Origin of the sequence: Nitrosopumilus sp. Nsub (assembly GCF_001541925.1) — an archaeon.
Classification (GTDB): domain Archaea; phylum Thermoproteota; class Nitrososphaeria; order Nitrososphaerales; family Nitrosopumilaceae; genus Nitrosopumilus.
In genome coordinates this window covers 1-22,800 of record NZ_LQMW01000016.1, presented here as the reverse complement: position 1 = coordinate 22,800, position 22,800 = coordinate 1, and the positions used below count along the sequence as shown (strand labels likewise).

The 22,800-nt window shown below is 31.8% G+C and carries 24 protein-coding genes; 12 read left to right on the top strand and 12 right to left on the bottom strand.

Annotation, left to right across the window (positions count from 1 at the left end):
• Positions 1-48 precede the first annotated feature (48 nt).
• Entirely contained in the window at positions 49-645 is a 597-nt protein-coding gene (locus AW732_RS03065) for a proteasome subunit beta (RefSeq protein WP_253805546.1), read from the top strand.
• A 7-nt stretch (positions 646-652) separates the two neighbouring features.
• Here the strand turns inward: AW732_RS03065 and AW732_RS03060 are convergent, their stop codons facing one another.
• The 5 genes from AW732_RS03060 to AW732_RS03040 form a co-directional block, all read right to left on the bottom strand.
• A complete protein-coding gene (locus AW732_RS03060; RefSeq protein WP_067958351.1) occupies positions 653-1,129 on the bottom strand; it encodes a PUA domain-containing protein in 477 nt (158 codons plus the stop codon).
• On the bottom strand, positions 1,126-2,136 hold the full coding sequence (locus AW732_RS03055; RefSeq protein WP_067958349.1) for a homoserine dehydrogenase: 1,011 nt from the start codon (positions 2,134-2,136) through the stop codon (positions 1,126-1,128). The genes AW732_RS03060 and AW732_RS03055 overlap by 4 nt, the downstream gene beginning before the upstream one ends.
• 125 nt (positions 2,137-2,261) lie before the next feature.
• Entirely contained in the window at positions 2,262-2,660 is a 399-nt protein-coding gene (gene msrB / locus AW732_RS03050; protein WP_067958345.1) for a peptide-methionine (R)-S-oxide reductase MsrB, read from the bottom strand.
• A 37-nt stretch (positions 2,661-2,697) separates the two neighbouring features.
• The gene (locus tag AW732_RS03045) at positions 2,698-4,317 is read right to left on the bottom strand and encodes an FAD-dependent thymidylate synthase (protein ID WP_067958399.1); all 1,620 of its coding nucleotides are present in this window, start codon (positions 4,315-4,317) and stop codon (positions 2,698-2,700) included.
• A 31-nt stretch (positions 4,318-4,348) separates the two neighbouring features.
• Positions 4,349-4,642, bottom strand: a complete 294-nt coding sequence (locus tag AW732_RS03040; RefSeq protein WP_067958342.1) for a hypothetical protein — start codon at positions 4,640-4,642, stop codon at positions 4,349-4,351.
• Positions 4,643-4,775: 133 nt separating this feature from the next.
• Between AW732_RS03040 and AW732_RS03035 the strand changes: the two genes are divergently transcribed.
• The 3 genes from AW732_RS03035 (at position 4,776) to acs (ending at position 9,320) form a co-directional block, all read left to right on the top strand.
• The gene (locus tag AW732_RS03035) at positions 4,776-5,654 is read left to right on the top strand and encodes a CdvA-like protein (protein WP_067958340.1); all 879 of its coding nucleotides are present in this window, start codon (positions 4,776-4,778) and stop codon (positions 5,652-5,654) included.
• A gap of 303 nt (positions 5,655-5,957) precedes the next feature.
• A complete protein-coding gene (locus AW732_RS03030) occupies positions 5,958-7,001 on the top strand; it encodes a zinc ABC transporter substrate-binding protein (RefSeq protein WP_067958337.1) in 1,044 nt (347 codons plus the stop codon).
• A 423-nt stretch (positions 7,002-7,424) separates the two neighbouring features.
• A complete protein-coding gene (gene acs, locus AW732_RS03025; protein WP_067958334.1) occupies positions 7,425-9,320 on the top strand; it encodes an acetate--CoA ligase in 1,896 nt (631 codons plus the stop codon).
• A gap of 3 nt (positions 9,321-9,323) precedes the next feature.
• On the opposite strand, the gene AW732_RS03020 is transcribed toward acs, so the two are convergent.
• The 4 genes from AW732_RS03020 to AW732_RS03005 form a co-directional block, all read right to left on the bottom strand.
• Complete coding sequence (locus tag AW732_RS03020) at positions 9,324-9,851, bottom strand: PAS domain-containing protein (protein ID WP_067958332.1); 528 nt, start codon at positions 9,849-9,851, stop codon at positions 9,324-9,326.
• A gap of 386 nt (positions 9,852-10,237) precedes the next feature.
• Complete coding sequence (locus tag AW732_RS03015; protein WP_067958328.1) at positions 10,238-12,415, bottom strand: ATP-binding protein; 2,178 nt, start codon at positions 12,413-12,415, stop codon at positions 10,238-10,240.
• A 3-nt stretch (positions 12,416-12,418) separates the two neighbouring features.
• Positions 12,419-12,877, bottom strand: coding sequence for a response regulator (locus AW732_RS03010; RefSeq protein WP_067958325.1), 459 nt, complete (start codon positions 12,875-12,877; stop codon positions 12,419-12,421).
• A gap of 262 nt (positions 12,878-13,139) precedes the next feature.
• Positions 13,140-13,478: a hypothetical protein gene (locus tag AW732_RS03005; protein ID WP_067958322.1), complete on the bottom strand. Its 339-nt coding sequence runs from the start codon at positions 13,476-13,478 to the stop codon at positions 13,140-13,142.
• 176 nt (positions 13,479-13,654) lie between these two features.
• Between AW732_RS03005 and AW732_RS09040 the strand changes: the two genes are divergently transcribed.
• The 7 genes from AW732_RS09040 to AW732_RS02965 all read left to right on the top strand — a co-directional run bounded on the left by AW732_RS09040 (position 13,655) and on the right by AW732_RS02965 (position 20,148).
• The gene (locus AW732_RS09040; RefSeq protein ID WP_172790383.1) at positions 13,655-14,695 is read left to right on the top strand and encodes a methyl-accepting chemotaxis protein; all 1,041 of its coding nucleotides are present in this window, start codon (positions 13,655-13,657) and stop codon (positions 14,693-14,695) included.
• 1,233 nt (positions 14,696-15,928) lie between these two features.
• A complete protein-coding gene (gene ribB, locus AW732_RS02990; RefSeq protein WP_067958313.1) occupies positions 15,929-16,609 on the top strand; it encodes a 3,4-dihydroxy-2-butanone-4-phosphate synthase in 681 nt (226 codons plus the stop codon).
• 91 nt (positions 16,610-16,700) lie between these two features.
• The gene (locus AW732_RS02985) at positions 16,701-17,471 is read left to right on the top strand and encodes a GTP cyclohydrolase IIa (protein WP_067958310.1); all 771 of its coding nucleotides are present in this window, start codon (positions 16,701-16,703) and stop codon (positions 17,469-17,471) included.
• A gap of 99 nt (positions 17,472-17,570) precedes the next feature.
• Positions 17,571-18,074 (top strand): chemotaxis protein CheW, encoded by a 504-nt coding sequence (locus AW732_RS02980; protein ID WP_067958308.1) that lies wholly within the window; start codon positions 17,571-17,573, stop codon positions 18,072-18,074.
• Positions 18,075-18,157: 83 nt separating this feature from the next.
• The gene (locus AW732_RS02975) at positions 18,158-18,457 is read left to right on the top strand and encodes a hypothetical protein (RefSeq protein WP_067958305.1); all 300 of its coding nucleotides are present in this window, start codon (positions 18,158-18,160) and stop codon (positions 18,455-18,457) included.
• A gap of 1 nt (position 18,458) precedes the next feature.
• Complete coding sequence (locus AW732_RS02970; RefSeq protein ID WP_067958303.1) at positions 18,459-19,865, top strand: ATPase domain-containing protein; 1,407 nt, start codon at positions 18,459-18,461, stop codon at positions 19,863-19,865.
• 4 nt (positions 19,866-19,869) lie between these two features.
• Positions 19,870-20,148, top strand: coding sequence for a hypothetical protein (locus tag AW732_RS02965; protein WP_156416057.1), 279 nt, complete (start codon positions 19,870-19,872; stop codon positions 20,146-20,148).
• 8 nt (positions 20,149-20,156) lie between these two features.
• Here AW732_RS02965 and AW732_RS02960 read toward each other — a convergent pair whose 3' ends face one another.
• The 3 genes from AW732_RS02960 to AW732_RS02950 all read right to left on the bottom strand — a co-directional run bounded on the left by AW732_RS02960 (position 20,157) and on the right by AW732_RS02950 (position 22,034).
• Positions 20,157-20,687: a hypothetical protein gene (locus AW732_RS02960; protein WP_067958296.1), complete on the bottom strand. Its 531-nt coding sequence runs from the start codon at positions 20,685-20,687 to the stop codon at positions 20,157-20,159.
• A gap of 576 nt (positions 20,688-21,263) precedes the next feature.
• Positions 21,264-21,740 (bottom strand): response regulator, encoded by a 477-nt coding sequence (locus AW732_RS02955; RefSeq protein ID WP_067958292.1) that lies wholly within the window; start codon positions 21,738-21,740, stop codon positions 21,264-21,266.
• On the bottom strand, positions 21,741-22,034 hold the full coding sequence (locus tag AW732_RS02950) for a hypothetical protein (protein ID WP_067958289.1): 294 nt from the start codon (positions 22,032-22,034) through the stop codon (positions 21,741-21,743).
• Between the two features lie 354 nt (positions 22,035-22,388).
• On the opposite strand from AW732_RS02950, the gene AW732_RS02945 reads away from it, so the two are divergent.
• Positions 22,389-22,800 (top strand): PAS domain-containing protein (locus tag AW732_RS02945; RefSeq protein WP_156416056.1); only part of this gene is annotated, 412 nt, incomplete at its 3' end.

Sequence of the window (22,800 nt, the reverse complement as noted above, 5' to 3'; positions counted from 1 at the left end):
ATCTGCATTGTAGAAAGCCCTTTATTATGTGACAAAATTATTTTAAATATGTCAATGTATATGCCGGGAGCAACTGCTGTTGGAGTTACTTTTGATGGTGGTGTAGTTTTTGCTAGTGAGAAAAGGATCGCATTTGGTAATTTTCTTGTAAGTAAAACAACCAAGAAAACTTTCTCTATTACTGATAAAGTAGGTGCAACATGTGCTGGTCTTGTAGCAGATATGCAAATCTTAACTTTACAAATTTCCGCTTTAGCAAAAATTAGAAAAATGGATATCAAAAGAGATATTCCTCCAAATACCGTTGCTAAAATGATGTCTAATATGATGTATGAGAGAAGATACTTTCCATTGTTGACTCAAGTGATTGTTGGTGGTGTAGTTGATAAGCCAATAATGTATACTCTTGATCCTTTAGGTTCTGTATTGCCTGATGATTATGCTGCAGTAGGCACTGGTGCTGAAATGGCATTAGGAGTTTTAGATCCTCAATTCAAAGAAAACATGACAAAAGATGAAGCAGTAACTCTGGCAAAACATGCAGTTCGTGCAGCATCTTTAAGAGATTCTGCAAGTGGTGATGGATTAGATGTTCTAATTATTACTAAAGATGGTACTGAAGAATTTACTGAAAGTATTAAGTAATTCTAAATTAATCGTAAATCGTTTTACCTGTTTCCCAAAATTTATCTGAAATATAGTGCAGATTTTGTATTACTTCTCCTTTTTCCATATTCTCTAACTCTGAACTTGATACAACCGATTTACCAATTGCTAGAAATTTGTGATGTGTTTCTTCTACAATACATACTAGTTTGCCTTTTTCAAATTCTGTAAATTTTTTAATTCCTGGTCTCATTAGATTTGCTCCTTTACACATGAATTTGACTGCGCCCATATCCACTTCAACATTGGGAAATTTTTCTAAAATTTCTGTTTCAGATAAAAATGGCAGGTGCTCTTCTCCTATTTTTAAAATTTTTAATTTGTCACCTGTAATTATTTGGGCATCACTCAAAATGTGATGAACTCTCACATTTTTCATCTTGGGAAATTCCATGTTCCATTCTTGTGATATTTTTTTAAGTAATGCCGATGTTTCACTTTTAGAAATTAAATTTGATTTCAATTTTTTGCAATCTCTTGTCTAATGTCTAGAAGATCTCTTAAGATGGAACTAGCAGTTTCAGTTCCTCCTGCTCCTTTTCCTATGATTGTTTGAGTTCCAGAATGTTCTGATGTAAATGCAATTGCATTAAGGGTGCCATTAACTCCTAAAGGATCTTCTTTTGGTATTTCTTTTGGACTAACCATTAATTCTTTATCGCAAGAAGCAATTAATTTCAATACTGAATTATTTTTTTCTGCTTTTTTAATATCTTCAATTGTAACTTTTCTAATGCCGATACATTTGATATCTGGCATAGTTACTTTCATTCCCATTATCCAGTTTGCTAAAATGACTAGTTTTGCTGCAGCATCTAATCCGTCTAGGTCTAATGATTCATCTGCTTCAACATATCCCTTATCTTTTGCATCCTTTAATGCTTCATCAAATGATAGCCCTGTAGCCATATTTGATAAAATATAATTTGTTGTACCGTTAAGAATTCCTGCAAATGATGTGATTTTTTCTCCTCTTAAACTATTTTTAGCATAATCCAAAATTGGGGTGCCTCCACCTACTGTTCCGCTAAATTTGAACATTACTTGATTGTATGTTGCCAATTCCATGAGTGATGGGAATGCTAATGCTAAAGGGCCTTTATTTACTGAAATAACATGCATTCCTTTTTTCATTGCTGTTGTAATGTGCGTCATACCAGGTTCTGCATCCTTGTAATTACTGGCTGTTGTTTCAATTAACACATCTGCTTCAACATTTTTCAAAATCTCATTGCCTTTCATGGAATTATTTTTTTCTGAATAATTTTTTACTGTTCCAAATTTTTCTTTTACTTGAATTAGTTTATCCAATTTTAATCCTGATTGATCTATGGCACTTCCTTTACTGTCAAATACTGCTAAAACTCTTGGTTTTAATCCATATTTTGAATATAGTTCTTCTTCTCTTGACTCAAATAATTTTATTAGACTTTGAGCAACAACTCCAAAACCACATAGTATGATTCTCATACTTGTCCCCCCAAATAGTACCTGTTATTATGATTCATATTATTTCCCTTTGATTCCTTAACCTTAATTGTGTTTTATTAATAATTTTTGAATACTGTGTTGTTGAAAAATAATTGGGTTCTATACTATTCATCTTTTTCATGCTTTAATGAAACTGAATTAATACAATATCTCTGATTTGTAGGCTTTGGACCATCGTCAAACACATGTCCTAAATGTGAACCACATTTTCTACAGTTTACTTCTGTTCTTACCATTCCATAATCTGTATCTGAAAGATATTCTATGTTGTCTTCAGACACTGGTTGCCAAAAACTAGGCCATCCTGAACCTGAATCAAATTTTGCATCTGATGAAAAAAGTTTCTCCCCACAACAAACACATTTGAAAAACCCTTCTAATTTTGAATCGTTATATTTTCCTGAAAATGGTGGTTCAGTTCCATGATTTATGCAAATTTCATATTCTTCTGGAGTTAATTCTTTTTTCCATTCTTCTGGATCTTTGACAATTCTTTCTGTCATGATTAGTGTGTGGTTCTGATGCTATTATAATATTATTTTATTTTCTGATTTTTTTTCTTTTTTCTTCGGTTCTTTTCTCAGATTCAAATCTTTCCAGATCATATTCTTTCAAATCTACAAATTTCATAATTTTACTTAGGTTTGGATGTACTTTGTTGATTTGATTGTACATGTCTTGTGCAACTCTTCTATAATCAATATGTCCTTGAGGAATTGTTCTTAATTCAATTAAATGACATGCTTCCCTTAGATTTAATTTCATAAAATAAGGATAGTTGTATGCAAAATTAACAACATATTGACTTTGTTCTGGAAACTTTTTTCTAATCTTTTCAAAAGTATTTTTAGTACTGTTCATACATTCTTTGAAATCTTTTTCTAACCCAAGTATTTTGATTTCATTTGGTAAAACATACCCGTGGTCTGTTGTGAGTAATTGCCTTTCCAATGTTAGTGCTCTATGTCTGTGAAAATCTCTGAACATTCCAAAATTGTTACATAAATCAAATGTGTAGTATGTATTCTCAAATGCACGTGATGGTCTGTGTCTTCTATTAGTTCTTATTTTTGCAAATTCATTAACAATTTCAATTTTTTTAGACTTTGTCATTTTTTTAACTTGTTGCATAATATTTTGATATGATGTACTTGGTGATTGTTCGTACATTATTGAAGTGATAATTTTATCTAGTGCTTGTTTTTCTGTTTCATAATCTACAATTTTTGTAATTGTTCCTATTTTTGGATTTGATTTTATTTCTTTTAATGTAATTGATTTTGATTTTTTCTTTACATCTTTGAGATATTTTTGAAATGCCTTGCCGTATTTATCATCTGCTCGTCTTACAAAAGATTTGATTGTTGTATCTAACTCTTTTTTGATTTTTGAGGCTAATTTTTGCTCTTCATCTAGTTCCGATGAGCCTAATACTGTAAGTAAATATTCAAACGCTCTTCCGTTGCCTGTAATTCCTACGTTGGTTAATGTTGCTGAGGGAAGCAAACCTCGTAAAATGTCTAATGCTTTTGCTTTTGTTGAACCTTTGTAAATCATATTTGCAGATTTAATGTCTGCCTCATTTTTCAATTTAGAAAATAGTTTTTCTTTTTTATCTGTTGAATCTTTAAAACTATATTTTTCAATTGGATATTTTTCTCTAATGTATTCTATCATTGGTTCAATATTTTTTGAATATGTTTCAAAAGAAAAATTACAACTATCTTCATACTCATTTGCAAATTTTGAATTCATAATTTTTTCATCCCTGTAAAATCTGTATTTGCCATTTTCTTTTTTATTCCATGTAACATATCTGGAAGATTTTTCTAAATATGATAATCCTATTCTTCTGTCTTCAATTTTTTTTACTGCAATGTTTGATAACCCTTCAATTGCAATTTGTGCTTCGCCTAATTCTGCAACAGAGTCATCTCCATATTCTAAAAGAACTCTGTCGTAAAATTCCTCTCCTCTGTTTTTATTTTTTAAAAATTCATCAAGAAAAATTCTTCTCATACTTTTGTCTGTTCTACTATACCTTGACATCAGTGCTCCACGATCGACTTGTCGTGGTGTGATTATTGCAAACACATTGTCTTCAGTATTTGAAAAGTGATCTGATAGAGTTTTTTTTTCAGCACTTGAAAATTCTGACAACACGAATAAATTATTTCACAATTATAATACTCTATTTCTTTTTTCCAATTTGAATTAGATCGGGAGTCTTATCTTTATTTTTGTCATTTCCTTTACTTTGCCATCTTAACAACACTTCTTTGAATGCTGATGCATCTGCTTCATTTTCTGTATACATTATTGTGGTGACCCAAAAACCGCCTTTTGCAGTTTTACCTCCAATTGAATTCATCCAAAAATCATTTGGTAATCCTTCCATTGCTTTATTATCTGGTTCTTTAACTGCTGCATCCCATCTACTTGCAACAAAGCTTAGAATCTGATTAAGTTCTTCTCTTTGTATCATGAATTTGATCAAAAAACTCTAAATTTTAAAATTACTCTTGAACCCATGATCTGAACTTTGTGAATTAATTCTTACTAAAACTAAAAAGATTTCTTACACTTTGTTGGTTATACCAATCTCAATAGTCATTACCATGACAAACGACGATATCGAAATAATCGGTAAAAACGTCAAAGACATGTACGGAACATTCATGGGTAAAGTCGTAGGAACAATCACTGAAATTGACGGAAGTATTCAATCCGTTGGTATTGACTGCGGTTCTCAAGGATTACAGCAAATCCAATTTGAGCAACTAGTAGTTCAAGGTGAAAATGTTATCTTTATTCCAAAATGGAGATTAGATTCCCAAAGACTCATTCGTGAAAAACAACTTACTCTACGTCGTCTAAAAGCATTGATGGATATTGTTTCAGAAAATGATGACATGAAAGCAGATGCAGAAATCATTCATGAAAAATACAAATTCAAACTTGCTTCATTAGATGAAATGGAGGCTGAAATCAAATCTAAACTTGAGGCTAGATTGATTGAGTTGGATACACAAATGAAATCTGCAAAAATGTTATCGTTTGATGCCAAAGTACAATTCAAAAGCAATGAAATCTCTGAGGCAACATTTGAAACTGTGAAATCATGCACAACTGAGGTAATTGAGCATGTTACACATGAACAATCTGAAATTTCAAATGTAAAGAGTAGAATTGCTGATCTTGAATTGGAAGTGCAAGAGATAACTGTACCTGCAGAAAAAAATATCCAAGAATCTGCCGTTTCATATCTGGAGACCCCTGAACCACAACAAGTAGTTCAAACAATGCTTCCAGAAGCACCAACAGAACCAATCGTAACACCTTCAGAACCTATTGAAGCTCAAGTACCCCCTATGCCAGAGCCACCAACTGAATCTGAAGTGACATTTGCAATTCCAGAACCACCACAACAGGTGACATCAGAAACATCACATGACAACAACGATAATGATTGGCTTGCTAGAATGGAAGCACAATAATTTTTTTAATTTATTTTTTTAATTTTTATCTTTATTGATGCTTTTACCTTGACAAATTTTTACAATATTTTTTGTTTGATTACTTTGACTCCATCTTGCTGCAGAGTTCTTTTTTCCCTTTTTCATCTACAACAATATAACAATCATAGGACATTTTTTCATATGTGATGTATTTGCAATAATTAATACTCTGAAATATTTTATTTTTAAATGATTAATATTTTTTAATAATTTTACCCATTTTGCATATAAATTATTATTAACTTTTTACACCTTTATTAATAACTACTAAAGAAATTAGGCATGAAAGGTTCTCAAATTGGAATTATTGGAGGAGGAATTGCAGCTGCTGTAATTATTGCAGTATTTCTTGTATCTCAAACTGGTATGTCTCAGGATGCTGCAACATCACCTTTGCCATTTGGAACTGACTCTCAAAATGAAACTATGACTCAACCTGAAGACAAATTATTAGTTTATACTACATTTTATCCATTATACCAATTCACACAAAGTGTTGCAGGAGATGCAGCTGATGTACGAATTTTAATGCCAACTAATGGTGATCCTCATGCATTTGAGTTAGGGCCAAAAACTATTGTTGAACTAACTAAAGCTGATGTGCTGATTTACAATGGTATAGACTTTGAACCATACATTGATGAAATCATGTCTTCCCCTGATTTTGATCATGTTGTATTTGTTGATACCTCTGAAGGAATTGAACTTATGGAAGGAGAAGCACATGATCATCATGGAGATGGAGGTCATGATGAAGATAAACATGATGAACATGAAGAAGATGGTAAGATAGACCATACTTATGATCCACACATTTGGCTTGATCCTATTTTGGCAAAATCTCAGGTAATGACTATTGCAGATCACTTGAAAGAATCCGACCCTGAACATGCAGAAATCTACCATGATAATGCTATTTCATATACCAATCAATTAGACCAATTGGATCAAGAAATCCAAAGTGAAATATCTTCTTGCACAAAAGACACGTTTGTACCATTCCACAATGCATTTTCATATTTTGCAGAAAGATATGACTTGAAAACCTTGGCAGTAATACAGGAGTTTAGCCCTGAATCTCCGGTCACTGCCAAAGATATTGAAGAACTAATTCACTTTGCTGAAGATGAAGACATAAAGTATTTCTTTACTGAAGAAAACAGAAATCCAAAATTATCTGAGAGACTTGCTACTGAATTAGGTGGGAATATTTTGTTATTTTCTACATTAGAATCCATTTCTGAAAATGATGATCCAAATGTCACATACTTTGAAAAAATGAGACAAAATGTTGATAATTTGCAAATAGCATTAGAGTGTAATTGACAACATATGTCCCAAAATTTGATGACTAGAAAAGTCTAGGTATGATTAACAATAATGTTGCTTGGCTTGTAATAAAACCCGAAGCTGAAGTGTTTCTATTTAAAAATCACGAACATCTTGAAACTTATTATTTTGAAAAATTTTCTAGATTTTTTTTAGTTATGTTGAGAACAAAGAAGAAATACACATTATTCCAACAAATGCATTAACAAAAATAGCAGTTGCATGATTCTTGATTCATTATTAAAACAAACAATTCGGAATTTAATAAAATAAGTTTCAAAAATCTATTAATCTTTTTGAAATAATTATTGAAGAAAATCCAAATAATTCTGAAAATATCTAGTATTAAGAAAAAATATTTGGTAAAATTATCTGATAATGATTTAACATTTAAAAAAATCTATATTCATACACTTTTTGTTGGCTGAAAAATATGAAATTGGATTGGGAAACCATGATGTAGAATTACGAAAAAAAGCTAATTCTAACTATGTTGATTTTTGGGATAACCAGGCTCATAATCTGACTTGGTTTAGTCCTTGGGAGCGTACTCTTGATTGGAATTCTCCGTTTGCAAAGTGGTTTGTAGGAGGTAAAATTAATGCTTCATACAATGCCCTTGATGTTCATCAGGCAACTAAATCAAAAAAACCTGCCATTTTATGGGAAGGTGAAAACGGAGATTCTAAAACATACACTTATGAGGATTTATTCAAAGAAGTTCAAAAATTTGCAAATGTGTTAAAATCACTTGGAGTTGAAAAAGGGGATCGTGTTACAATTTATCTTCCAATGGTTCCTGAATTGCCTATTGCAATGCTTGCATGTGCCCGAATTGGTGCCATACATACTGTAATTTTTTCTGGATTCAGTGCCGCATCAATTAAAGATAGAATTGATGATTCTAAATCTAAAATAGTAATTACTGCTGATGGTGGTTTTAGACGAGGAAAAATTGTTAAATTAAAAGAAGTAATTGATGATGCAATAAAAGATTTTGAATTTGTAAAAAATGTCATTGTGTTAGAAAGAACAAAAAATGAAATTACTATCTCCTCTAGAGATCATCTTTGGAACGATTTGATGCAAACAGCTTCTGATTCATGTGATGCTGAAAAATTAGGCAGTGAACATCCTCTTTACATTTTATACACATCAGGTACTACTGGAAAACCAAAAGGAGTTTTACATGAAACTGGCGGATATCTTACCCACTTGCATTCTACATTTCAGTGGGCGTTTGACATCAAAGATTCTGATGTGTTTTTTTGTACTGCTGATATTGGATGGGTAACTGGTCATAGCTATGTAGTTTATGCTCCATTACTTCATGGCGCAACACAAGTGATGTATGAAGGTGCACCTGATTTTCCTAACATCTCCAGAATGTGGGAAATTTTACAAAAATACAAAGTTTCTATTTTCTATACTACTCCAACTGCACTTCGAATGTTTATGAAATTTGGAGACGCGATTCCTAATTCCTTTGATTTGTCTTCATTGCGTTTACTTGGAACCGTTGGTGAACCAATCAATCCTGAGGTCTGGAAATGGTATTACAATGTAATTGGAAAAGAAAAATGCCCTATTATTGATACCTGGTGGCAAACTGAAACTGGCGGTATGATGATCTCTTCCTTACCTGGGTTAGAAACAATTCCTTTGAAACCTGGTTCAGGAACATTGCCTATCCCTGGAATTGATATTTCTGTTGTTGATGAATTTGGCGATGAAGTTTCTCCAAATACCAAAGGATACCTGATAATACGCAATCCTTGGCCAGGCATGCTTCAGACTTTGTGGGGTGATGATGAAAAATACAAGACTGTTTACTGGTCTAAATATCCAAATTCTTACTATGCAGGTGATTATGCATTAAAAGATGAAGATGGGTATTTTTGGATTTTAGGACGTGCTGATGATGTTTTAAAAATTGCAGGTCATAGAATTGGAACTGCTGAATTAGAAAGTTGTATTGTGTCTGATGAAAATGTTGCAGAATCTGCCGTATGTGGTATTCCTGATGAAATTAAAGGAGATGTGATTATTGCATTTGTTGTTTTAAAAGAAGATGCTACAATTGATGAGTCAATTTTAGAAAAAATTCTTTATGAAAAAATTAGAAATGATATTGGTGCAATTGCCACTCCCAAACAAATCTATTTTGTTCCAAAACTTCCAAAAACTCGCAGTGGCAAAATTATGAGAAGATTACTAAAATCTATTGGAAGTGGTGAAACTATTGGTGATACCAGTACATTAGATGATATTTCTGCTGTTGTTGAAATTGAAAAAATAGTTGAACAAAAATCTTAAAAATTATTTTAATTCATTTAAGTTAATTTTTAATAACATTTCAAACATTTGTTTTAACCCTTCATATTCTGATTTTGATTCTTTGTCAAATTGTTCGTATTCGTTTTCTTTAATTTGTTTTAATTTTTGTTCTGATTCTTCAAAAAATTTATTGTATTTTTCAATATTTTCTTTGGTCATTTTTGTTAAATCAAAAATCACCGTATTACTTCCAATCAAATTCTTATTTTCATCATAAAGACTTGTTGCTTGTAATGAACCTGAAAACGTACTTTTATCTTGTCTGATAAATGTAATTTTTCTATTTGTGACTTTGCCTGTCTCAAACCAATTTTTCAATGAATCGTTCATTGATTCCCATGATTCCTTTGGAACATGCTCAAAAATTGGTTTACCTATGATCTCTGATTTTGCATATCCTAAATTTGCTGCATATGTTGAATTACAGTCTAAAATTATGCCTATGGAGTTAATACGTCTCCACATTATGGGTGCATCTTTTAGGGTTTTTCTTGCTTCGGTTTGAGGCATTTTTTAAAGTTGAATTAACTAGTTATTAAATCAAAATCTCTTAAAATCACTGGTTAGTTTAATTAATTTACGTTACTTGTTTTACCCCTTGACTATTTTGTTCCAGTTTTTGTGTCTAAATCGACAAGATTTTTGTCATTTTCAGTTGTCGATGATTTGAGTGATTTTTCCTAATTTTTTGGCAAGTTTATCTTTGGAAATTAACAAGTTGTTGATTTGCCAAAAATAAGCTCATTGAGAAAACTATGAAAAAGAAACAAAATCAAAACTTGCAAATCCTTAAACTTTTCTTTTCCACTAAATAAAACACACTCAAAAATAAAAATCACACAATCTACAAAAATAATTGTATGTTATTTTCAAAAGTGTTACACTATCTTTTAACATCAAAGTTTTGAGCTGTACTCTTTTGAATTATCTGGGGGGGGGGGTGAAATTAATAATGTGATTGTAAATGTAGCGCCTGCACCATTTGCATTATTTTTCCCTACAATGTCTCCTCCGTGTCCTCTTGCATATTCTCGAGACAAGTACAGTCCAAGTCCTGTTCCCTTTTGTTCTGAATTTGGTGCAGCCTTTGTTGCAAATTTTGTAAATAACTTTGATAATATCTCCTTGTCAATTCCAGTTCCAGAGTCTGATATTGTAATGGTGCATTCACCATCATCTTTTTTTGCGGTAATCTCAATCTGACCTTGAGCAGTAAATTTTACGGCATTACCTAAAACATTCTCAATTATCTGCTCCACTTTGAGACGATCTGCCGTAATTGTTATCTCATCAATGTTTGTAATAATTTTTGTATCCTCTGATAATTTAGAGGAATACTTTGCAACAATGTTATTTATTGATTTTTTCACATCCATCTCCCCCCATGTGTATTTGGCAGCACCTGCCTCTATTCTACTAATTTCAAGCATGTCTTCAGTGATTTCTTGCAAGCGTTCTGCATTGATGCGAATCTTTTCACTCATCTCTTTTGAATCTATAATTCCTATTTCGTGCATATCTGCCAGATTTAACAACGGCTGAATCGGTGTTCGTAACTCGTGACTTGCCATGTGGATAAAGTCTGCTTGATTTTGCTCAAATTCAACTTGTTTTGTAATGTTTATTCTAATACTGGTGTATCCGTCATTGTTTGCTGCTTTGTTAGGTGAGATGATACTGTGAACCCAGTAAAGTGAACCGTCTTTGGATTTGTTGCAAATGTTGCCCTCCCAGACTTTTCCTTTAGTAATAGTCTCCCAAATGGTGCGGTAAAATATTTCATCATGCTTGCCTGACTTTAATATTCTATGATTTTTCCCAATTAACTCTTCTTTACTATACCCTGATATCTTGCAAAACTCTTCATTGGCGTACGTAATGTTGCCCTTTAGGTCGGTTTGAGATACGAGGGCAGCTTTGTCTAAAATTTGCTTAAATGTCTTCATGTCTTCAGTTGATTCGACTACTGACTGTTTCATGTTTTCAAACTCTTTGTCTAAAATTTCAATCTCGCTTTGTCCAGTATATGATGATGATGATGATGATGATGATGATGATGATGCACCAAATCTAATGACTTTGTCTCGAAGGGAGTTGATTGGTTTTGTAATTGAACGTGATACTGTGACACCTATTATAATTGCGATAATTGTTGTAACTATGGCAATTATTGCCATTTGTTTTTGTATATCTTCTAATGGCTTTCTTAGTTCTGATGAATCAATCTCGACTAGTAATACCCAACCATATTCATTTGCACAGTACGATGAGCCAAAAATTGGTATTCCTCTATAATCAAGATATTCACCTGTCATTGACTGCCCTGTGTTAATGCAGTGGTTTACTGCTTTAGTATCTGATGTGATTTTAAATGGTGCATCTTTGATGAACCTTGATTCAGATATCATTTTCTTGTTAAAATCTACAAGGTATGTCTCACTACTCTTGCCTAATTTTTCTCTATTTAGTAAAATAGAATCAGTGGTAGTTGTTCCCATTGTAGACTTGAGATATCCTATAATTTCTGAATGTTTGCCATGATCTCGTATTGGATGAGATATGATCATTGCCCTGTTTTTATCTGAGTCGTAGCCATACGTCATACTTGGATTGGCAAATATTGTAGTATCAACTGTTTTTACAAAGTTATCAGGATTGTCTGAATACACTATTACGCCACTTTTATCAATTATCTCAAATTCATGATACTGTGCAGACCCTGTTATCTTTGTAGGGATTAGAATTTTATTGTTAACTATTTTTTCTTTTAATTCTCCAATTAATAATTCATTTCTTGCTTGTTCTGAACTAGAAACTTTCTCATCACTATAACTTTTTAACACCTCATGTATCTCAGACATCCTTGATAACGTTTCTCCTTGCTGTATTCTAAAACTAGTTAAGATATCCAATGAGTTCCCACGTGTTAATGCAGTATTTTCTAATTTTTCTATCTGATGTTTTAGAATTTCTTCTTCATATATGGTGTAGGTTATGATGCTTGCAGTAACTACAACTGTTATTGTAGTTATCATTATTGCTAAAAGAATTTTTTTAGATACTGTAATTGACATGAGTTATTCTAATTGCCGCATGTGGGTATTCAAAAATGATTCATACTTTGCTACTTTTTCATTCGTATTGTCTTTACTTGAATTAATTTCTGCTGCAAACTCTACATGATCTGCACTTTCAAGCATCTTTAACATGTAATTAATTTTAAAAGGTTTTATGAGTATTTCAGTGACTTTTCCCAATTCACTTAACTGTTGTTCAATTGAATGGTTAACGTATGCTGATGCCATGATTACTCTCTGATTTGTATTCTTTTCAAAAATATGTTGTGCTACTTCGATACCTGTTTTTTTAGGCATTTTAAAATCCAGTATGACACAATCGTATTGTGAATCTTTGTCATATTCATCAATACATGATTGACCGTCCTCTGTTGTTTTTACTGTATGACCTTTATGCTCAAGTACCAACTTGTACTGTTGTAAAATTTCTGGCTCGTCTTCTGCAATTAGTATCTTCAAAGTCGATCAAAACCTGAAATATCTACAAATGGTAATGTGTACAAATTCATAAATTACACTCGGTGGGGGAAATATAAAAAATATTGTGTATTAAATGATTCTACAAAGTAAATCATGTGGGAAGAAAATTACAAACATTGCACTAATTCAAAATATACATACCTTTACGATAATTTTACCTCAATATAGATCGCTTTAAAATATAACCCTTTAATCTGATTCACAGTAAATTTACATCTATATCATATTTGTTGATGAGAATTTACATTTTTTTGATTAAATTTGGATCAAAGGAAATTTGACTTTTCATTATACCCTCTAATGCCTTTATTATTTGATTTCTAGTATGATCATTTCTTATTTTATTTTCCTCTTGCAGTTTTGCTAGAATTCCATGCATTTTTCTCACACATGTATCATTATTTAAAATCTGAAAAATCAGATCTTTTGCTGAATCACTGTGAAGATCCTTTTTAACGCATATTTTCTTTTGGTAATTTTGAGGATCTACTGATATTGTGAAATTACTTTCATCAAGTGTTATCTGGGGGGGGGGGTTGATATGTTTGCGCTCATCTGATAATTCATCAAACCAACTCACAAAATATCATTGTATTGTATCTTTTTAAAATTATCTCTCTTTAAATGAAAAATTAATTAAAATAAACATGCAATTTAATGCATCATACTATAATTACATCAAAAAATTACACTGTAATTATTTTTGTTTATTGTGATCAAACAACTACTGATATTCTATACCAATTTATTTTGTTCATGTCTGAAACCACTCAAGTACAAAATCAAAAGACTACACAAAACGAAGTCAGTCAACTAAAGGCTGAACTCAAAAAGTACAAAAAAATTGCAGACACATTTGAACAGTGGCAAACCATTTTGGGTGAGATATGTATTGTATCTACCACAGATCCAAAAGGTAACATCACATACATCAACAAACTCTTTGAAAAGGTATCTCAATACTCATTTAGTGAGTTGGAAGGCAAGAACCATCGTATCCTCAAATCAGGAATACATTCTGATGCCTTTTACAAAAAAATCTACGACGAAGTTAACGCTGGTCGTGTATTTGTAGGCGATGTAAAGAACCGTTGTAAGGACGGTTCGTTCTACTGGGTAAAGGCAGCCATTGGTGCAGTTAAAAATGAAGACGGTTCAGTTAGAGAACTAGTCGGAATTCGTGCACATACAACTGAGCAGATGGATCTGCAAGAAAGCCTTGAAGCCGAAAGAGCAGAAATGGAGAAAAAGATTGAAGAGCAAACTTCAGAAATTCAGCAAAAACTCGAAGATCAGCAAGCATTAGGCGAAGAACTGGCCTCAATGCAAGAGCAGATTACCAACGAGGATAGAGCTGCAAAAGCATCATCTAAAATGGATGAAATTGGAGCTGCAGCTGAACAATCAGGTAATGCAATAAAGGGACTAGCTGAAACAACACAAAAAATATCTGGAGTCTTGGAAGTTATCCGCAAAATCGCAGACCAGACTAACTTGCTTGCACTAAATGCCGCAATTGAAGCTGCACGTGCAGGTGATGCAGGTCGAGGATTTGCAGTGGTAGCCGACGAGGTAAGACGTCTAGCTGAGGGTTCATCCAAAGCTGCAGGAGAAATTGATGCAACAGTAAACCAGATCAAATCTGATGCACAAAACACTGCTGAAAAGATTGAGGAGGGAACCGTCGAAGTTACCGAAGGCAAAAAGATAGTTGATGAAGCATTAACGTCTCTTACTGATATGGTGGAGATGGTACAAAAAGTAGTCGCAAAACAATCGTTTGCAGAACAGAAATAATCTGCATTCATTATTTTTCTTTTTTTTATAAATAGCGTTTTCTCTTTTATTGTTATTTTTGCTTTCTTGATCTGCCATTTGCTTGTTAATTACAAAAACTATGATCTTTTTGACATATTCTATGATTGTTATTATAATAAATTGATTGTTTGAATCAAGATGTTGATAATGAACAAGTTACAATTCTAAGATTACCTCATGATGGTTTTAGAGTACTGCCTGGTGATTCAATTAAAGTAATTTGGATCTTTGTCAAATCTGTTTGATTTTTGAAAGTAACATACCTACACCTATTGCAAAAAATACTATTACTGGAATGAATCTGTAAGGTTGATTTGTCTGGTCAGTAATTCCTGTATTGGCAATGATGATAAACTTGTTTTAAATCAAAGTGGTAATGCAGTGTTAAATTATGTAATAATTTTAGGTAATTGTAAACCTATTACCGCCAACTAATTCATGTTGTAATTTTGTATTTTATTTTCGTGTTTTTATCTTACACCATTACTCTCTGTCTTAAACTAATCCTATTTTTGTAATATTTTGTCCCTTACTGTCTCATTTTTGTCCCTTACTGTCTCATTTTTGTCCCTTACTGTCTCATTTTTGTCCCTTACTGTCTCATTTTTGTCTTTTTTTTGATCATTTACTTTATTTAGGCTTGCCTAAACTATCTTCATGCCCTTTGACACTTTGCTTGATGATTGGGACAAAAATTGGGACAATAATGATTCTTTTTTTGGTTTTAATTGCAGTGATGTCAGTACTGTAACATTTGGGACATGCAGATAATTTGTGATGTTGTACTCTTTGTGGAGTAAATTTTTGTGTTGCACCCTTGTAACTTGGGACTCTGCCATGGTTTGATTTTCCATTATTTTTTTGTATTTTCTCTGCTTTTTGTTTTCTCCATTGTAATGAATTTTGAGATGGTGGAAAGTGAGGATTCTCATAATATGCTAATTTTTGTTTTAGTTCGTCATTTGATTTTATTAGATCATTTATGAGTAGTTGGAGTCGCTTGTTTTCATTTCTAAAATGATTTTTTCATAATCTGTCACAATCAAAATGAAATAATGTGAATCTTAGATCTTGTGGTGTAGTTCTATGGATTTTAGGTGTAAAGGTTGATACATACAATTGATTTAATGTCCATAATTATTTTTAAATTTATTTTCGTTTGTTTGAAATGATCATCCATCATTTGATATACAAAACATGGTGTTTGTATGTGTGAATATCGATAAAGCTCTTAACTCTTTGAAATGTGGGGATTTTGTCCTTGTCCATGATTCTGGAAACCGTGAGGATGAAGTTGATATGATTACTTCTGGAAAACATTTAACTCCTGAACATATTTCTAGAATGAGACGTTTTGGTGGGGGTCTAATTTGTGCAACAATTAGTTACGATGTCGCATCTGAGTTTGGTTTATCATACATGCATGAAATATTGAATCATTCTGATCACCTTGATTCAGAACAAAAAAATATGATCATTGGCACAGCACCTTACGGTGATCATCCAACTTTTTCATTGTATCTAAATCATATTCAAACCTATACTGGGATTACTGACAATGATCGTTGTATGACAATATCTTCTTTATCCAAAATAATTGAAAGTAATATTTCTAACAAAAAACATAGATTCACTTCAGAATTTAAAATTCCTGGACATGTTCCTTTATTGATTGCCTCTGACGGTCTTTTAAAATCTAGACAAGGTCACACTGAAATGTCGGTATATTTGATGAATCTTGCAAAACTTCCCCCAGTTGCTGCAATTTGTGAAATGATGGATCCTGAAACTTATTTGGCCATGACTGTCTCAAAAGCTCAAAAATATGCTGATAAATATGGAATTCCATTTATTGACGGGCAAGAATTACTAGAACTTGAAAATATTGTTTAGTGATTTTTATGATCTTATCTTGTGAAATTATTGTCGAATCCATAAATGATGAAACTGTTTTAGAATTAAAATTTGAGGATTTATTTTTATCATGATTCAATTATCTATAATTAGAATTGATGATTATGGTCCCTGGACTCATACTCTTGGTTTTGATAGAGAACATAAATTACAATCATTACAATCTGAAATCTATTCATACTTGCATCACTTGTTTTCAAAACATAATGCAATAGTTTTTCAAAACCGTGGTGATGAATTTTTTGCAATAACTAATGGAATGTCTGATCTTGATCATATCATCATTAAAACACAATTAAATGACAAATTCAATCTACCTTTTTCTATTACTTTTGATTATTCTGACACTCCTCTTTCAACTAATTTGAAAATTCATAAAAAACATAATCTAAATATTAATAGTGTACGTGGCAATGTGTACACTGATCCATCTGATGTAATTATAATGCATATTGACATTGACGGAGTAACACATGCATCCAAATCAAAATCTCCCTATGAAATATCTTCCATAGTTTTATCATTACATGATAAAATGTCACAATTTTTTCTAGATTATGACTCTCTTACATTTTTTATGGGTGGTGATAACTATATGGTTATTTCTACAGTAGATGCAATAAACAATATTAAACTTTTTCTAGATTATATCTCTAGAACTATGGGAATAACATTGAATTGCGGAATAGGTCATGCAACCACTGCAAGACATGCTGTAGAACTTGCAACAAAATCTTTAGACACGTTGCGTGATTTAAGAAAAAACAACATGTTACATAACAGGGTATTAAAACTATCTTCTAATACAATTACTAAACTAATTCCTGAAATAAATACTTGATATTTTCAAATATTGGTACTTGTTTGTCAATTGTTTGTTCATTTCAAACATACTGGTAGATATTACTTGTTTCATGATTTAGTCATTAGTGAATAATTGTTGAGTACACAAACAGTAACTTCAGATACATTACAAGTTGTAATCTTTTCACTAGAAAATGCTACAACTAAGAAAAATGAAGAATATGGTATTCCAATAGAGCAGATCAAGGAGATTCGAACACTTGATGCTATCACTCGTGTCCCAAATACTGTCTCCCACATAAAAGGCATCGTCAACTTACGAGGAATGATCATCCCAGTTGTTGATGTAAAAATGATGTTGGGTTTTTCTAATGAAACAGTAAATACCGATCAAACACGAATTTTGGTAGCTGAAGTCAATGATTCTCTTGTTGGATTGTTAGTCGATGACGTAGATCGTGTCATGAGATTACCAAAAGAAAATGTCGAACCTGCACCACGTGGAACAATTGATACTAATCAATTTGTACAGGGGATTGCAAAAACAGATGACAATCTTTTGGTTTTGATTGATGTTGAAAAACTAATGTCATCAGAATCATCTAACTTTAAAGATCTGAAATCTAAAACAATGCCATAATCACTCCTTTTTTTTATTTTTTTAATTAGTTTGTTTGTTTTAAACACACAAAGCTCTATGTCCTTACTTTGTTATCTTTTTGTATGTTATTAGAAAAATTTGAGGGTGATTTTGATGAAACTACCTCTGATATGGTATCTCAAATAGTTGCAAAAACCATTATTGATGTTGGTCCTGCATTATTAGAACAAGTAAATACTAGAATTCATAAAAATTTTAATTCTGATATATCTGAGTGTTTTGAACACCCACAATATCTAAATTCTGCATTAAAAGATTTGTTTGGAGATTCTTTTCTTGGAATTGTACAGACAATTAAATTACGTGTTGAAGGGTTAGGACTAGATGATACAAAAGAATTTGTATCTATGTTAGGTGTGTAAAATGCAACTGGTAAAACAAAAAAATAAGACACATGTGTTAGAAAAAGTGTTTGCTCCTTATTTTGAAGGCAAATCACATTCATTGTTAATTAAAGGTCAACCTGGAACTGGAAAAACAACTTTAGCATTAGAGTTACTTGACATGTTAAAACAAAATGGGTTAACAAATATGGGATTTTATGTATCTACTAGAACATCATTTAATTCTCTTTGTTTACAGTACCCTTGGGCAAAAAGATTCATGCATTCTGAAAATATTATGTCATTTTTAAATTCAAATTCATACTCTTCTGGAAGTTCTGCTGTAATTGATGCTAGAATGGGAACTGCAGATGGTTTACAAGATTTAGTAATTAATGCATTGACTACAAACAAGAATTCTCTTATCATTTTGGATTCGTGGGATTCCCTTGCAAAAGAATTTGATTCTAATAAACGAATAAAAATGGAAAAATCTATTGGTACTATCTCTGAGACACAAAATGGATGTGTAATTTTTATCAGTGAGGAACCTGCTGAATCAACTGTTGATTATTTGGTGGATGGTGTTGTTACGCTTGATAGGAAAAAGTCTGATGCAGTTACTATGAGAACTATGTCTATTGATAAAATGCGTGCAACTGAAATTGATAAATCTCAAATGGTCTACACACTGTATGATTCTCATTTTAATATTTTGAATAATTCTGCTCAGCATAAATATTTGAATGAAAAAAAATTATTTGATCCAATTATTACAAGACCTGGATACATTTCATCAGGTAATTCTATTTTAGATGACATCCTTGATGGTGGATTTGAATCTGGAAGTGTTGTTTTTTTGGAACTTGATCAATCTTTATCTGATGTGATTCCTACTACTATTCTTTCTAACTTGATTTCAAACACTATACGTTCAAATGGTTCTGCACTTGTTGTTGCTCCTCCAGATAAACCATCTACAAATATTACTAAATTCGTTGATGGTTATTGTTCTGACTCTGAATTAAAAAACTTGCATATTTTATCTTATGATTCTGATTCCTCTCCATTAACTATGGATCCTCAAAAAAATTATGATATATTTAATAATAAATATGCTCAATTGAAAAAAAATGCATTCCCTACTGTGATCTCAATTGATTATGGTAAAACAATACAGGGAACAACAAATCCGAAAAAAACAAATCAATTCCTCATGAATCAAATGAGGCAAATTAGAAAAAATAACGATGTGTGTATGATCACTAGCACCACTCAACAAACTGATTCTAGTTTTTGCAAGTCTATTTGTGATGTTCATATGAATTTGTCATTAAAACATGGTTCTGTTTTGTTGCAAACCTTACGTCCTTTTTCAGGTACCTTTGGCATGTCTTTGTCTGTTGAAAATAATTACCCTCAATACGAATTAATCAAATTGGTGTAATGCCTTGAAGTTGGATATTGATTCGTTATACATTGATGAACTTTGTAATATTTTCCCAAAAACTGTTGTTGACAATATCACTAAATCTGCTAAACGGCAAGGCTTGGAAATTCATAATGTTACTACTGAACCACAAATGATTAGTGATTTTTTACATGACATAATTGGAACTGGAGCTGATTTTGTAGAGATGCAAATAATGTACTCTATTGCAAGAAAACTTGGATTAGATTCTTCTCAATACAGTTCTTTATCTGAAATGATGATGCTTGTGGTTAGATAAATCATGTATTATATTTTTTGAGATTTTGTTACTTCAAACATTAAATTATCATCATCCATCTTTACGTTTTTTATGTTAAAACCAATCTCCTCAAGCAATGCCTCTGCTAAGTTTTTTAAATAATCAGAAAATTTTGTTCCTAGTCCGTGCTTTACAATGATTGTATCTTCTTCTTCATGGATGATTCTATATGGTATATTTGATGCTGCAAGCCACATTCCAAATGAATTAAAAAATGAAGTGATGTTTATTTTACCTTCTGTAAAAATCATTGTATCTCTGATTCCTCCTCTGCAAATTGTATTGCCTATTGTTTTGATTGTACTTTCTGGAACTTCTTCTAAAATTGCTCTAACGAAAGGTTTTGTTAGAAATATGAATCCGATCTCTTTTGTAAATTTATCCCACCCTGTATGTTTTGCTAATATTTGTGAAATTAACGTATTAATGCTTGTTTGATTTAATTTTGCCTCCATTTGCAGTTTTTCTCTAATCTTGTCATCTACTCTGACTGACATTACCACACTTTTTTTAGACATTTTCTATGATTACCTAATTATGAATCTCTTAATTAATTTACCATGTCTTAAATTTTATCTCTGCCAAAACTATGAAATTTTACACTTGAACGTTTCTTATTACTATTAGTTGTGTATTATGGGTATGTCATATGTACAAGACTGCATCTATTCTCGTTGACAACAAAGAAACTACTGTAAATACTATCTCTTTAGAGGGATTAATAGTTGCAAAATTTAGAGCAGGATATGGCTAATATATTGAGGACCTTCAAAAATCATCTATTTGTTGCGAATCAAAAATCAATTAAAATGAAATCAAAAACCTTGCCAAAAATGATGTAAATTATTACAATATAGGCCAAGCAATTCATCATTATACATCACAATGATCAACAAATAATACAAAAAATGGTTAGTGAGAATTCTTGACTCTTTTTTCAAAATTGAATCTTATTGATAATAAATCCAATTCGTTGACAAAATCTGGGTATGATTTAACTAATTTAGGTGATTGAGGGTTTCTCTAAATATCAAAAATGGTACAAACTTTGGTCAATTTAATATCAACATCAAATGTGATATGATTGCTATTTTCTAGATCCTGCCTTTGGATAGTTTTTTCACACCATCAATTAAATCCATTAATTGCTCATGTGTTGGGTTTCCATTTTTTATGTACTCTGAATTCAAATTCAATTTCTCCAATTCTTCATAACACGTAACATCTTCTATTGTATCTGATAATACATCCAAGTCAAATGGCTTTCTAATTATCTCAGTTAATCTCTTTAATTTTAAAATAGATTCTTCAAGTGTTTTATCTACGTACGCTGAGGCAAAAATTATTCTCTGCTTTGGATTTACATTCAAAATACTTTTTGCAGCCTCAAACCCGTCCATCACTGGCATTTTATAATCTAAAACGACACAGTCAAAGTCAGGATTTGCTGCAAACTCATCTGCACAGACTTTGCCATTTTCAGTTAGTGTAACTTTGTGCCCCTTGCCTTCTAACACTAGTTTGTATTGGTTTGAAATGTCCTCTTCGTCTTCGGCAATCAAAATTTTCATTTATGGTTCCTCCATAAAATCAATTAATTCTGCAATTGTCTTGAAACTTTTTCCAGAAATATTAAATTTTCTACTGAGGTTATTTATCATCTGTAACTCTATAAAATCTGCACCTGTTCCTAACAACTCATGCAATACATCCATTGCAAGTTTTGGTTTATCTGCAATGTTTGTCAAATCAATTCCCTGCTCTGCTGATTTTGAATTTAATGTATCGACAACTGATTGTGAAAAAATATTGCATAATTCCTCATATAATCCACGATTCAAATCTTCGTGTTTTGCTGATGACATGTTGTATGTTGTATTTTGGTTCATATTATATGTTTAATAATACACTTGAATTTATTTGAAACTTTATGTTATGTCTCCAACTTGTTGAGAATTTTAATCTGATAAATTATTTTTTTAAAAAATTTGAAGATGATATGGGGAAACCACTCCTAGTACGCAAATACATCCATACCATACTTCAGTTTCTAATTGGATGTTTAGAACTTAAATTCTAATATTCATTTGTAGTTGTTTGTAGCTAATTTTATATATTGTATTATGGTAATATAATTAACCACTCTAGGTACGCATGTAGCGTGTTTGTTTAGTGTAAACTAACACTATGTTATAGTGTAAACTGTATTCTCTTTTAACATGAGTCAAACAGAACAAACTGAAACGACATCAAGAAACCAACTACAAGCTGAAAACAAGTCGTTGAAACAAAAAATTGCAAAACTGGAAACAGAAGCTGATACGTTCGCTCAATGGAAAACCGTATTGGATAAAATTTGTATTGTTTCAACTACTGATGCTAAAGGTAACATCACATACATCAATGAATTGTTTGAATCTGTATCTCAATACCAATTTAGTGAGTTGGAAGGCAAAAATCACCGCATCCTCAAATCAGGAATCCATTCTGATGCCTTTTACAAAAAAATATACGACGAAGTTAACGCTGGTCGTGTATTTGTAGGCGATGTAAAGAACCGTTGTAAGGACGGTTCGTTCTACTGGGTAAAGGCAGCCATTGGTGCAGTTAAAAATGAAGACGGTTCAGTTA